11 protein-coding genes are annotated in these 12,933 nt (G+C 72.6%); 6 read left to right on the forward strand and 5 right to left on the reverse strand.

All coding sequences use genetic code 11. The features are described from left to right. Positions 1–134 precede the first annotated feature (134 nt). Positions 135–317 carry a hypothetical protein gene (locus AB0G15_RS07990; RefSeq protein ID WP_362836509.1) on the forward strand — a complete coding sequence of 61 codons (183 nt, stop codon included), beginning with the start codon at positions 135–137 and terminating at the stop codon, positions 315–317. Positions 318–1,147: 830 nt separating this feature from the next. After that, a complete protein-coding gene (locus AB0G15_RS07995; RefSeq protein ID WP_362836734.1) occupies positions 1,148–4,012 on the forward strand; it encodes an AAA family ATPase in 2,865 nt (954 codons plus the stop codon). Positions 4,013–4,099: 87 nt separating this feature from the next. Here the strand turns inward: AB0G15_RS07995 and AB0G15_RS08000 are convergent, their stop codons facing one another. Both AB0G15_RS08000 and AB0G15_RS08005 read right to left on the reverse strand, forming a co-directional pair. Further along, positions 4,100–4,831 (reverse strand): hypothetical protein, encoded by a 732-nt coding sequence (locus tag AB0G15_RS08000; RefSeq protein ID WP_362836511.1) that lies wholly within the window; start codon positions 4,829–4,831, stop codon positions 4,100–4,102. A 273-nt stretch (positions 4,832–5,104) separates the two neighbouring features. Continuing rightward, positions 5,105–5,674, reverse strand: coding sequence for a PadR family transcriptional regulator (locus tag AB0G15_RS08005; RefSeq protein ID WP_362836513.1), 570 nt, complete (start codon positions 5,672–5,674; stop codon positions 5,105–5,107). A 53-nt stretch (positions 5,675–5,727) separates the two neighbouring features. Between AB0G15_RS08005 and AB0G15_RS08010 the strand changes: the two genes are divergently transcribed. Beyond that, positions 5,728–6,927: an NAD(P)/FAD-dependent oxidoreductase gene (locus AB0G15_RS08010; protein WP_362836515.1), complete on the forward strand. Its 1,200-nt coding sequence runs from the start codon at positions 5,728–5,730 to the stop codon at positions 6,925–6,927. Between the two features lie 15 nt (positions 6,928–6,942). Here AB0G15_RS08010 and AB0G15_RS08015 read toward each other — a convergent pair whose 3' ends face one another. Then, positions 6,943–7,812 carry a UbiA family prenyltransferase gene (locus AB0G15_RS08015; RefSeq protein WP_362836517.1) on the reverse strand — a complete coding sequence of 290 codons (870 nt, stop codon included), beginning with the start codon at positions 7,810–7,812 and terminating at the stop codon, positions 6,943–6,945. A gap of 150 nt (positions 7,813–7,962) precedes the next feature. Here AB0G15_RS08015 and AB0G15_RS08020 point away from each other — a divergent pair, with 150 nt between their 5' ends. Genes AB0G15_RS08020 through AB0G15_RS08030 form a run of 3 tightly spaced genes read left to right on the forward strand, consistent with a single transcriptional unit; the run spans position 7,963 to position 10,992 of the window. After that, positions 7,963–9,288, forward strand: coding sequence for a 3-oxoacyl-[acyl-carrier-protein] synthase III C-terminal domain-containing protein (locus AB0G15_RS08020; protein WP_362836519.1), 1,326 nt, complete (start codon positions 7,963–7,965; stop codon positions 9,286–9,288). Between the two features lie 7 nt (positions 9,289–9,295). Then, the gene (locus tag AB0G15_RS08025; protein WP_362836521.1) at positions 9,296–9,982 is read left to right on the forward strand and encodes an isoprenylcysteine carboxylmethyltransferase family protein; all 687 of its coding nucleotides are present in this window, start codon (positions 9,296–9,298) and stop codon (positions 9,980–9,982) included. Then, on the forward strand, positions 9,979–10,992 hold the full coding sequence (locus AB0G15_RS08030) for an NAD(P)/FAD-dependent oxidoreductase (protein WP_362836523.1): 1,014 nt from the start codon (positions 9,979–9,981) through the stop codon (positions 10,990–10,992). The genes AB0G15_RS08025 and AB0G15_RS08030 overlap by 4 nt, the downstream gene beginning before the upstream one ends. A 99-nt stretch (positions 10,993–11,091) precedes the next feature. Here the strand turns inward: AB0G15_RS08030 and AB0G15_RS08035 are convergent, their stop codons facing one another. Together AB0G15_RS08035 and AB0G15_RS08040 are read right to left on the reverse strand one after the other, a co-directional pair. Beyond that, positions 11,092–11,952, reverse strand: a complete 861-nt coding sequence (locus tag AB0G15_RS08035) for a hypothetical protein (protein ID WP_362836525.1) — start codon at positions 11,950–11,952, stop codon at positions 11,092–11,094. A gap of 178 nt (positions 11,953–12,130) precedes the next feature. Then, positions 12,131–12,808 (reverse strand): DUF624 domain-containing protein, encoded by a 678-nt coding sequence (locus AB0G15_RS08040; protein WP_362836527.1) that lies wholly within the window; start codon positions 12,806–12,808, stop codon positions 12,131–12,133. Positions 12,809–12,933: the final 125 nt, after the last annotated feature.

Consider the following 12,933-nt stretch of genomic DNA (forward strand, 5'->3'; position numbering starts at 1 on the left):
ACCGGCCGGTTGCCGTTCCGGGGCGGATCCCATCGGCGGCGGGCACGGCCCGCTGAGGGGCTTCCTGCCGTGGAGCGGTGCGTGCGTGGTCCATCGAGTACATCCCCGCCCCCGAGACGAGGAGGGTGAGGAGGGTGAGGACGGCCACGGCGGCGGTCAGCAGGGTGATCTGCCCCCGGACCGATCCCGGCCTGCACCGGGCGGCCCGGCTCGGCGACCTCGTCAGGGCCGGCTCCTGCCTCCGGCCCGTACGCGTCAGGCGCAGGTGGCGCCTGCGGATACTCGTGCGACCGGTCGAACCGGACGACCGCTCCTGAACAGGGTCGCCGCCCCCCTGCGGGGAACGGGTGCGGGGCCGGTCGGCGGGATCGATCGCCGAGGGCGCACGAGGCGAGCAGCAGGACTTCGGCAGACGGTGAGGCGGATCCTTCGCCCCGTGACGCCAACGGCCGTCATCACCGGTCTCCCCGCGCGTGGGCCTCCTGAAGAGCGACGTCTCCGGGGACGGGAGACCGGCCCGCCGTTCCCATGACCTGTCGGTCAGCAGACGCACGAGGCCCGTGGCGATCACCATCCACGTGAGCAGGGTGATCAGGGGCCACATGAGTATCATCCAGTTGTCGTACGGGTCCGCCATCGCCATCCTTTTAGGGAACGGAGTCAAGTGGGATGCCAGGGTTGCGAGGGGGTCGGGAGCCACTGCCGGCGGGTCGCCAACGCCGCCACTCCCTCACGCGCCTGAGTCCAGGGGTCCTTTCGCGCCACTTCACCCGGGGATGGGTGAACGGTACGAGTTTGGCCTGCGGTCAAAGGCCGCCGTATCGCACATTTATGCATGTTTGTACCTCTGTGCTCCGTGCGTGCGACCACCGGCTTGAGGCTGGATCGGCGTGAACGTGGTCCCGGTTTTACTGATACCTAAGATCGGGTTTTCACCTCCGCGGCCATGTCGCACGACAAAAAGCGCGGGAAGGATGAAGCCGGGCGAACGCCTTGCGCGCCTGAGCGGGTAACGGCTTTCTTCGTGAAAGTGGCATCACGGAGGCCGAGGAACCCCGGGAAACGCCGGAGAATCCGGAGGACATCGCGGGCCTCCCCCTCCGGCCCCCTACTTGACATGGCTGACATCTGGGCGGTTCATGGATCTATGGGTCATTCATCCAGGCATGACCATGAAACTGCCCATGAGCCCGATCTCTTTCGGTCATCGTGGCCTGGTTGGCGCGGCCGCGCGCGGGAGTGGCAGCTTGTCGTCGGATTGCTGCAGGCGGCCAAGATCGGCCGAGGCGGGACCATACTGATCGAGGGCCGGTCGGGCGTCGGCAAGAGTCGCATGCTCGACATGGCCGTCACCGCGGCGGCGAGGGCGGGGTTGGAGACCGCCCAGGGCGCGGCGGACGAACTGACCCAGCTGATACCGCTGGCCCCGCTGACGGCGGCGCTCAGGGAATCGGGCTGCGCGCCTCCCCCGGGCGACCCCATGGCCGTCTCCGGTCCGGCCGATCAGCGGTTGCTGTTGGTGGAGCGACTGCAGGGACCGCTGGAGCAGCGGGTAGCCCGGGGACCGATGCTCCTCACCTTGGACGACATGCATTGGGCCGACCCGCTGACCTTGCTGGCGCTGCGGTCGATGACCAGAGATCTCGCCTCCTACCCGCTCGCCTGGATGCTGAGCCGTACGAGCGGCAGCGGCGACGTTCCCCGCCTCGACCGCCTGTTCGACGTGCTGGAACACGATGGTGCGAACCGGATCACGTTGGAGGCGTTGGACAGGCGAGCGGTGGAGGACGTCATCACCGACGTCCTCGGGGCAGCGCCGGAGCCGGACTTACTGGCCCTGGCAGACATCGTGGACGGCAACCCCTTCCTGCTCGTCGATCGTCTGGAGAAACTCAAAAGCGAGGGTGCCTTCCAGATCGCCGACGGTCACGCGCGGATGGTCTCGGCACGGCTGCCGTGTGCTCAGGCGGTCACGCAGGAACGCCTGGAAGAGTTGTCCACACGGACCAGGCATACGCTTCAGTGCGCCGGAATCCTGGGCCGTTCGTTCTTGGTGAGGGATCTGACCGAGATGCTCGGCGAATCGACCGGTGCTCTGTTGCCGGTGCTGGAGGAGGCGATGTCGGCCGGCATCGTCGAACCCGCCGGGGACGAGTTCACCTTCCGGCACGACCTGCTGTGGCAGGCGGTGGTCGAAACCATTCCCTCCCCGGTACGCCGGGCCCTGCACCAAGACGCGGCAGAGATGCTGCTCAACCGAGGCGGGTCGGCCGTTCCCGCCGCCGCGCACCTCATTCGCAGCGCCGGTCGCGGTGACGTGTCCGCGCTCCTCGGACTGGACCAGGCGGCGCGAGAGGTGCTGCGGTCCTCGCCCCAGACCGCCGCCGACCTCGCCACACGGGCGCTCGAACTCAGCGACCCCGCCGACCCCGATTGGTTCGGCCGTGCCGCCACGGCGGTCGACGCCCTGACGGTCATCGGACGGCTGCCCGAGGCAGCCGATCTTGCTCGTGCCGCGCTCAGCAGGGCCTCGCCCTCACAGACCCCTCGCCTGCGATGCGCGCTGGCGTACATCCTGCTGCTGAGCGGCCGGCCGGAAGATTCGGTGTCCGAGGCCGAAAGCCTGCTCACCCGGCAGGACATCCCAGACGACCTTCGCGGCCTCGCCGAATGGGCGATGTTCTGGGGACTCATCTCGCTGAACGACTTCCGGAAAGGACGGCGACGGGCGCAGACCGTTCTCGCCGACCGTGAGCAGCACACCGATGCCGCCGTTGTCGGAGCCCTCCTGCTGCTCGCCCGGTTCGCCATGGTCGACGGGCGGGTCGCCGACTCTTTCGCGCACCTCCGCGAAGCCCTGCGAATCACGGACAGCGGCACCGTGGAAGCCATCCAGCGCCCGTACACGCGCCTGCTGCTGAGCCTCAACCACAGAGCCATGCGTCAGTTCGATGCGGCCGACATCGCCATCCAGGCCGCCGAGGAGGAGATCAAAGATCTCGGGCTGACCGTGCTCGCCGCACAACCCGCGCTGTTCCGCTCCGTTCTGAAGCTGGCCGCCGGCCGGCTCGACGACGCCGCCGCCGAGGCCCAGGCCGGGAGAACGATCGCCGAAGAGCTGGGCACGCACGGGTTCATCCGCGTCGGATTGTCCATGCTCGCTCTTGTCGCCATGCGGCGGGGCGACATCGACGCCGCGGTCCGGCATATCCAGCGATACCAGTCCATAGATGCCGCGCCCGGGATGTTGTTCGGGTCGGTGTGGGAAAGGTGGGTGAGGGCGGCGGTGGCCGAGGCCCAGGGTGATCCCCAACAGGCGATCGACATACTCCGCAGCATCTACACCGACAAGGAGGAGCGGCGCTGGGCACTCCTCACGACGCCCCTCACGGCCGCCTGGATGATCCGGCTGGCGCTGGCCACGGCGAACCGTCCTTACGCGCAGGCCATCGTCGACACGACCGAGTACCTGGCCCAGAACAACCCGGACTTCCCCGCCTTCGCCACCACGTTCGCCCACGCCCGCGGCATTTTCCACAAGGACCCCGGCGCGTTGGCCTCCGCCGCCGCCGATCAGCCCGAACCGTGGGCACGCGCCTCGGCCGCCGAAGACCTCGGCGTCCTGCTGTTCGCCACTTCCGGCGCCGCCGTCTCCGAGAAGGCCGTCGAGCGCCTGGATGAGGCCCTCGACGGCTACGAGCGCATCGGTGCGCTCTGGGACGCGGCCCGGGTGCGAGCCCGGCTGCGGGCACTCGGCGTACGGCGCCGCCACTGGGCCCAGTCCCAGCGGCCGGCTTTCGGATGGGACAGCCTCACCGACACGGAACGCGCGGTGGCCGACCTGATCGCCCGGGGGATGACCAACCGCCAGGCCGCCGAGCGGATGTTCCTCTCCCCCCACACGGTGTCCACCCACCTTCGCCGGATATTCGGCAAGCTCGACATCGCATCCCGTGCCGAGCTGGCCCGCATCGTCGCCGAGGAACGCTCTGACCTCCGCAAGGGCGCTTAGGCCGCCGGCTGGGACCACGGTGTCGAGAGGCCGGCGCGCCCGTCGGCGATGACCGGCGAGGGGGACGGCAGAGCGCGCCGGGAGGGCTCAGAGCCCGAGCTTGGACAGTTCGTCGCCGGTGAAGGTGAGCTTCACGACGGGGGAGGTCTCGTCGCTCATGAAGGCGTAGAAATCGAGGTCCCAGAAGGGGTTGGGAGGCTCACCCGGAACGGCGTCCTTGACCCCCTGGACGCCGGGTGTGCCGCTCTTGTGGCGGGCGTACCACTGGTCGACGAAGAAGCAGTCGGGGCCGTAGGTCCTGATGTCGCCCACATCACCCTCGGCGCGTCCCACGACGACGTAGGCGTGCCCGGCGCCCCCGGTGGTGTCGCGGAAGTTGACCAACTCCACCTTGACGCCCGAGCCGAGCAGCTTGGGCTGGTCGGCGAGCATCCCGATGACGCAACAGGCGAAGAGCGTGCAGTTGGCGCTGGCGAGCCCGCGGTAGTTGGCCCGCCCGGTCGCGACGTACCCGCTCCTGAGCTTCTCGCGGGCCTCGGCGAACGTGGACTGGGTCACCGGCCCGCCGAGCCCCGCCTCCCTGCCGATCGCCGGCAGGCGTACGGGCTTGAGGTCGGAGAACTGCTGCCCGTCGGGAATGATTTCCGGAACGTTCCCACCGCCGGCCGCGATTTGCAGCTTCTTGATGACGACGTCGTCGTCCAGCAGCTGCGGCCAGGGGTTCCACAGCTTGGCCGTGGTCATCTTCGTCTTGGTGATCGCCGCCTGTACGGCCGCCATCCGTGCCTGCTTGGGGGTCGCGTGCGTGGACTGACTCATGGTGATCTCCCAATTACTTTTCCGGAGGAACCATGACACTTCCACCGCGTTTCCCCGGCGGCAACGGGATGGCCTTTTGTGGCCAGGACAGAGGCGTCCGCGAGGATCCGGGCGGGGTCCGCCCGGCCACGCCCACGCCTTGCGGACGGGGCCGAGAGTGCCGCGAGGGCGGCGGGCCGGGCTTCGGCGGACCGTCCGGGTGAGTGTCACGATGCCGGGGCGCGCCCGCGGCGGCCCGGCATCGTGGAGGCGGGTGGACCTCACGGGTGGACCTCAGAGGCGGTAGTCCCAGTCGAGCAGGCCCGCGCGCAGGTCGCCGGCGAGGCCGCGGACGTAGTCGAGTTCGGCCCTGAGGACGGCCCGCTGGTACTCGGACTCCACCAGGAAGACGCGGGGCAGGAACCTCCCGCCCTCGGTCAGGCCGGTGTCCAGCTCCGACAGCCGCGCCTCCAGCGAGGTCAGGCGCTCCTCGAGCGCGGCACGGACCTCGTCGGGCGGCAATACGGGCATGAAGGCGAGCGCGGCGGGGAACTCGGGGAACTCGCGGGCCCGCGCGGAGAGCATCGTCCGCATCCACTGCCGCAGCGTGTCGCGGCCCGCGTCGGTGGGCTCGTAGACGGTCCGCTCCGGGCGGTTCTCCTCGCGCGAGGTCTCGCGGACCGCGATGAGCCCGTCGCGCAGCAGCCGGTCGATGGTCTGGTACACGCTGTTGCGCTGCGCGACGTTGACCACCTCGTCCTTGTGCCGCTCCCTGATCAGCCGCTGCATCCGGTACGCGTGCATCGGCGCCTCGGCGACCAGCGAGAGCAACGCCATGGCCAGGGGAGACCGCCTCGTCGACATGGCGAACATCGTAGGGCTCGCCGCTTGATAGTCATTCTATGTATAGTCATTTTATGACCAAAAAAGCACTGATCATCGGCGGAGGCATCGCGGGCCCGGTGACGGCCATGGCCCTGCGGCGCGCGGGCGTGGACTGCGAGATCTTCGAGGCGTACGACCGCGGGTCGGAGGGCGTGGGCGTCTTCCTCACGCTCGCGGTCAACGGGATCGAGGCACTGCGCCTCCTCGACCTGCACGATCTCGTGCGCGACCTGGGCATGGACTCCTCGCGAATGCTGATGCTCAACGGCCGGGGCAGGCCGCTCGCCTCCATCCGGCAGCCCAGCCGGACGCTGAAGCGCGCCGACCTCTACCTGGCGCTGCGCGACGAGGCCGTGCGGCGCGGGGTGCGGATCCACTACGGCAGGCGCCTCACCGACGCCTCGATCACCGCGGACGGGGTACGTGCGGTCTTCGCCGACGGCGGCACGGCCGAGGGCGACCTGCTGGTCGGCGCCGACGGGCTCCGCTCGCGCACGCGCACGATCATCGACCCCGGCGCGCCGCGCGCCCGGCACGTCGGGCTGCTGAACACGGGCGGTTTCGCGGACGGCGTGGAGGTGCCGGGCGAGCCGGGGACGTACCACTTCGTCTTCGGCAAGCGGGCCTTCTTCGGCTACCTGGTCCATCCGGACGGGCAGGTGTGGTGGTTCGCCAACCCGCCGAGCCCGAGGGAGCCGACCCCGGAGGAGCTCGCGGCGGTCACCTCGGAGGAATGGCGCGCCACGCTGATGGAACTGTTCAGGGACGACACCGGGCCGATGCTCGACATCATCCGCGCGACCGGCAGCATCCCCGCCGGATGGAACACCTACGACTTCCCGACCGTGCCGAAGTGGTTCAACGAGCGCATGGTGATCCTGGGCGACGCCGCGCACGCGACCTCGCCCTCGTCGGGCCAGGGGGCGTCCATGGCGATCGAGGACGCGGTGGTGCTGGCCAAGTGCCTGCGTGACGTCCCCGGCACCCTCGACGCGTTCGCCGCCTTCGAGAGACTGCGGCGGGGCCGGGTGGAGCGCATCGTGGCGCACGGCAGACGCAGCGGAAGCGGCAAGGCTCCCGGAGCCGTCGGCGCCTTCCTGCGCGACCTCACGCTCCCCGCCGTCATGCGGCAGGTGGACAGGAGGAACGCGCTGGCCTGGATACACGACCACCGGATCTCCTGGGACGACCCGGTGCCCGCGACGTCCGCGACGTCCGCGACGTCTCGCTGAGACGCGGCCGGCCGGTCAGGGGGCGGTGATGGCGGTGCCGCGGGCGAGGAGCAGGACGACGTCGACCGCGGCGACGGCGATCGCCATGGCGAAGGGGACGCGCGACGAGCCCCGGCCCAGTGCCAGCCCTCCGGCGGTGAAGGCCCCCGCCACCGCCAGGGCGGCCCAGCTTCCCGCGCCCGGCGGCTCCGGGGGACCGAGGACGAGCAGGACCGTCGCGGCCAGCAGGGGCAGCGGGATCAGGAGGCGGACACGGGCGGTGCCGAGCCGCTGCGGCCAGCCGCGGACCCCGCCCGCGAGGTCCGCGGGGATGTCGGGAAGCACGTTGGCCAGGTGTGCCCCGCAGCCGAGCAGCGCCGCGGCCGTCACCGCCCACCAGGCGGGCCACGGGTGTCCCGGCAGGCCCAGGGTCACGAACCCCGGCAGCGAGCCGAACCCCACCGCGTACGGCAGCCAGGACAGCGCGGTCGCCTTGAGCCCGAGGTCGTAGGCCCACGCCGCGGCGACGCCGGCCAGGTGGACGGCCCCGGCGGCGGGACCGGAGGCCAGCGAGAGCGGCACGCACAGCGCCAGGGCCGCGAGCGCGGCGACCCACACCGTGCGCACGCCCACCGCTCCGGAGGCGGCGGGCTTGCCGGTGCGGCCCGCGGCGGCGTCCCGCGCGGCGTCCACCGCGTCGTTGCACCAGCCGATCGAGAGCTGTCCCGCCAGCACGGCCGCGGCCACCAGGGCGCACCCGGCCGCGTCGCGCCCGCTCGCGACGGCCAGCGCGGTCACCAGGGCGGTGACCGCCGCGGTCGGTCCCGGGTGACAGGCCAGCAGTAATCCCCGTACGGCCCCGGGCGACGGCCCGGGGCCCAGGCGCGATGGCCGACTCCTCGTCACGGGTCGATCGTAGGCGGGAACCTCACGGAGGGGACTCTCCCGCGGGCCGGAACCTCGCGGAAGGCGGGCACGGAGGGCTTCGTGACGCATGCCACACGCACAGGTGGGCAAAAGGGAGTTGTCCGCTGTTCGCGAGCCGGGAGTTACCAGATGACGCGAATCGTCGCTGTCCGCGGCGCACTCCCGCCGAACCGTCACTCCCAGGCAGAGATCACCGACGCGTTCGCGCGAGCGTGCCTTCCCGAGGGTGCCAGCCGCCTGTTGCTCGACAGGCTGCACGCCTCCGCGCGGGTGGAGTCACGGCATCTGACGCTGCCGCTCGAACGGTACGCCAAGCTGGACGGCTTCGGCGCGGCCAACGACGCCTTCGTGGAGACGGCCGTGGAGCTGGGCGCCGAGGCGGTGGGCGGGGCGCTGCGGGACGCGGGGGTCCTCCCCGAGGACGTGGACATGATCCTCTTCACCTCGGTGACCGGTGTCGCGGCGCCCTCGGTGGACGCCAGGCTGGCCGGGCGGCTCGGGCTGCGCCCGGACGTCAAGCGGATACCGGTCTTCGGCCTGGGCTGTGTCGCGGGGGCGGCCGGGATCGCCCGCCTCCACGACTACCTGCGCGGCTGGCCGGACCATCTCGCGGTGCTGCTCTCGGTCGAGCTGTGCTCCCTCACCCTGCAGCGCGGTGACGCCTCCGTCGCCAACATGGTCGCGAGCGCCCTGTTCGGCGACGGGGCGACGGCGGTGGTGGCCTGCGGCGACGAGTGGCGGCCGCGGCGTACCGGATCCTCCGCGGCCTCCCGTGCCGCCGGGGCGAACGGCGCGTCCGCGACCACGCGGCCCGCGGGACCCGCGGGGTCCTCCCCGCCGAACAGCGCGCCCGCCGCGCACCACCGGTTCCCCCTCTCCGGAGCCTCCGCGTCCTCTTCGTCCCCGGCGCCCTCCGGGTTCGCGCGGTCCTCCCCCGCGACCGGCGCGCCCGTGACGCAGCGGCCGCCCTCCGAACCGGCGGGGACGTACGAGCTCCCGGAGCCGCCGGTCGCGATGACGGGGCCGGTGGTGGTGGCCTCGCGCAGCCACCTGTATCCGGAGTCCGAGCACGTGATGGGCTGGCACGTCGGCGACACCGGCTTCCGCGTGGTGCTCGACGCGAGCGTCCCCGAGGTGGTGCGCACCTATCTGGCGGACGACGTGCACGGCTTCCTCGGCGACCACGGCCTGAGGGTCGAGGACGTGACGGCGTGGGTCTGCCACCCGGGCGGCCCGAAGGTCCTGGAGGCGGTGGCGGAGACGCTGCGGCTTCCCGAGGGCGCGCTGGACCTCACCTGGCGCTCGCTCGCCGCGATCGGGAACCTGTCCTCGTCCTCCGTCCTGCACGTCCTGCGGGATACGCTCACCCTGCGGCCACCACCGCCGGGCACGCCGGGACTCCTCCTCGCGATGGGGCCGGGCTTCTGCTCCGAACTCGTACTGCTGCGCTGGTAGGAGCCCGATGTCCTGGCATCTGTCGTCCTGGTACCTGCTGCTCGTGCTGCTCGTCGGGCTGGAGCGCGTCGCCGAGCTGGTCGTCGCGCGCCGCAACGCGCGCTGGAGCATGGCGCGCGGCGGGGTGCTGTCCGGGCAGGGCCACTACCCGTGGATGGTCGCCCTGCACACCGGCCTGCTCGCCGGATGCCTGTTCGAGGCGGGCCTGGCCGACCGGCCCTTCGTGCCCGCGCTCGGCTGGCCGATGCTCGTCCTGGTGGTCGCCGCGCAGGGTCTGCGCTGGTGGTGCATCACCACGCTGGGCCCGCAGTGGAACACCCAGGTCATCGTCGTGCCCGGCCTGCCGCCGGTGGAGCGCGGCCCCTACCGGTTGCGGTGGCTGCGCCACCCCAACTACGTCGCGGTGGCCGTCGAGGGGGCGGCGCTGCCCCTGGTGCACACCGCGTGGGTCACCGCGCTGGTGTTCACCGTGCTCAACGCCGCGCTGATGGTGGTGCGGATCCGCTGCGAGGAGGACGCCCTGGCCTCGCTCGCCACGACGGCCCCGCTCGCCACGCCGCCGCCCGCCACCGAGGCGGCGGGAGCCGCGCCGCCGAAGGACGTGCCGCCCTCCACCGCGCCACCCTCCACCGTGCCGCCGGAGGACGTGCCACCCACCGACGTGCCACCGTCCACCGGCAGGGCTCCGGCGTGATCGACGTCCTGATCGCGGGCGGGGGGCCTGCGGGTCTGGCCACCGCCATCCACGCCGCGCTGGCCGGGATGGAGGCGGTCGTCGTCGAGCCCAGGGCCGTACCGGTGGACAAGGCGTGCGGCGAGGGGCTGATGCCCAGCGGCACCGCCGCCCTGGGGTCGCTGGGGGTGCGGGTCGAGGGCAGGCCGCTGCGCGGCATCCGCTACCTGGACCGCCGGTACGCGGTGGAGGCGGCGTTCCGCGACGGGTCGGGCCTGGGCGTGCGGCGGACCGCGCTGCACGCCGCGCTGGCCCGGCGGGCGCGGGAGCTGGGCGTGGAGGTCGTGCCCGGCAAGGTGGACGGCGTGCGGCAGGACGGCGGCGGGGTCGAGGCCGCGGGCCTGCGGGCCCGCTGGCTGGTGGCCGCGGACGGCCTGCACTCCCCGCTGCGCGCCCTGCTCGGGCTGGAGCTGCCGGGGCGCGGGCCGCGCAGGTACGGGCTGCGGCGGCACTACCCGGTCGCGCCGTGGACGGACTTCGTCGAGGTCCACTGGGCGGCGGACGGCGAGGCGTACGTGACGCCGGTGGGCGAGAACCTGGTGGGCGTCGCCGTGCTGAGCTCGCGGCGGCGCGGCTACCCGGAGCACCTGGCGGACTTCCCCGCGCTCCTGGAGCGGCTGGAGGGACCGGCGGCGACCCCGGTGCGCGGGGCGGGGCCGCTGCGCCAGCGGGTGCGCGCCCGGGTGGCCGGGCGGGTGCTGCTGGTCGGCGACGCGGCCGGCTACGTCGACGCGCTCACCGGGGAGGGGGTGTCGCTCGCGCTGACGTCCGCGCGGTTGCTGGTGGACTGCCTGAGAGCCGGTACCCCCGGGTCGTACGAGGCCGCCTGGCTGCGGCTGTCCCGGCGGCACCGGCTGCTCACCGGGGCGCTGGTGGGCACCCGGCGGTACCGGACGGCGGGGCGGCTGATCGTCCCGGCCGCCCGGCGGATGCCCTCCCTGTTCGGCGCGGCGGTGCACGCCCTGGCCTGACCTGGCGCGCCCTGGCCTGGCCTGGCCCGATCCCGCCGGCCACCCGGCCTTCCGTCTCGACCCGGCCGGCCGAGGGGCCCGGCGAGCCGTGGGACGTGCCTAGCGCGAGACCTTGTGGACGATGCCCAGCCTGGGGGCGTAGTGGTTCGTGCCCTGGAAGCGGATCCGCCACTCGCCGCCCGTGCGATCGCCCACGGTCCGGGCGAAACGTCCCCGGGAGTCGGTCGTGGCGCCGGCCACCCTCGACCATCCGGCCTTCTCCCCGGGCCGGTGCAGGATCTCGACGGGCTGGCCGGGGAAGGGCGCGTAGTCGAGGTCTCCCTGCGGGTCGACCCGGTTCAGCACGCCCGTCACCCGCACACCCGAGTTCCCCCGGACCGCCTCCACCCCGCCGAACCTGGTCAGGCGCTTCAGCAGGAAGCCCGTGTGCCCGGTGACCTCGGCGCCGTCCGTGCCCCTGGCGGTCACCGAGACCGTCCAGGGTCCTGCCGGGTACCAGCGGCTCAGGCTCTTCTCCGGGGCGAACCGCCAGGTCACCCAGCCCTCCCCCGGCCTGGAAACGATCTTCCCCGCCACCGTTCCGGCCGCGCCGGGGGCGAGGCGGGCGGCCACGATCGGGCCGGGCGCCGGTCCGGGCGCGAGGGCCGGCCCCCGTCCGGGCCCCGGCCGGGCGGGCGCCCCGCGGCGGGGCGCGGTGACGGGGAAGGACGTGCCCGCCGAGGCGGGAGGCGCGCCGGGCTCGACCTTGATCCTCACCCCCTCGGGGCCGGTGACGCCCCGGGCCACCACCTCTATCACCATGCGTACGGAATCGGCGGGCCCGACCACGGGGGTCGCGGGGCGCAGGGTCACCGAGCGGATCGTCAGGTCCTCGACAGCGGCGGCGGCCGGGGCTCCGGCCGGTGCCGGCAGGGTCACTGCCCCGGCCGCCAGGGATGCGAGAAGAACTCTCATCGTCATGATCAGGACGCTAGGAGGCCGCCGGTAACAAGCAGGTAGAGGACACACGCCCCGTTGGGCAAAGCGAGAGCCGCCCGCCGGGAAAAGCTCCCGGAGCCCCCGGGGCCCGGCCGGCGCGCGGGGCCGTCGGGGTGGCCGATCCGGACGGGTGGTCTCCGGCGACGGGCGTCCGCGGGTCTCAGGCCGTGAACCTCTCCCTCACCTCGGCGATCACCGTGCGGCTGTTCAGCAGGAGCATCGACGCGAACACCGAGGCCAGCAGCACCGGCAGCGCCTCGGAGGCGACCAGCGTGAGACCTGCCGCCAGGACCAGCAGGCAGGCGTTGCCCAGCGAGGCCCGGGGGGAACGGGTGAGGAAGTACACGCTCAGGCGGGCGACGTCCCGCGCGCGGAACGCGAACAGGGAGGTGATCACCAGCACGTTGGCGATCCAGAGGGTCGCCGCCACGGCGATGAGGACCGACAGCGCGGCCCACCATCCCCGGGCTCCGGCGGTGGCGAGGTTCGACCCGATGACGGCCAGCCACAGCAGCCACGGGATCCAGAGCTTGGCGACCCCGCGGAGGTTGGCCCGGTAGCCGCGCCAGAACGCCGCCCCGGGATGGAGGTCGGTGAGATCCAGGCGTCGGTGGTGCAGCGCGTACAGCGCGGCCGAGAGCGCCGGGCCGGCCGGGATCAGGCAGAGCGCGGCCAGCGGGATGTTGGTGGCGTCACGGCCGAGCAGGACGAGCCCGATCAGGCCGGGCACGGTGGTGAGCAGGAACAGCAGCTCGACCACCAGCAGGGTGTAGACGAGCGCGGAGGCGCGGGCGAGGGGCCCTTCGCCGAACCGGTGCCCGGCCGTCGTGTCGGTCATCAGATATCTCCAGCGTGGAAACCTCGTCCCTCAGGCCGAGGAGGAAACGCGGCGCGGTGCCGTACGGGTCCGGCAAGGTTTTCGGCGGTGGCGAGGACCACGCCGCCGTATGCGTGATGCAAGGC

This window comes from Streptosporangium sp. NPDC023825, assembly GCF_040639575.1.
Classification (GTDB): domain Bacteria; phylum Actinomycetota; class Actinomycetes; order Streptosporangiales; family Streptosporangiaceae; genus Streptosporangium.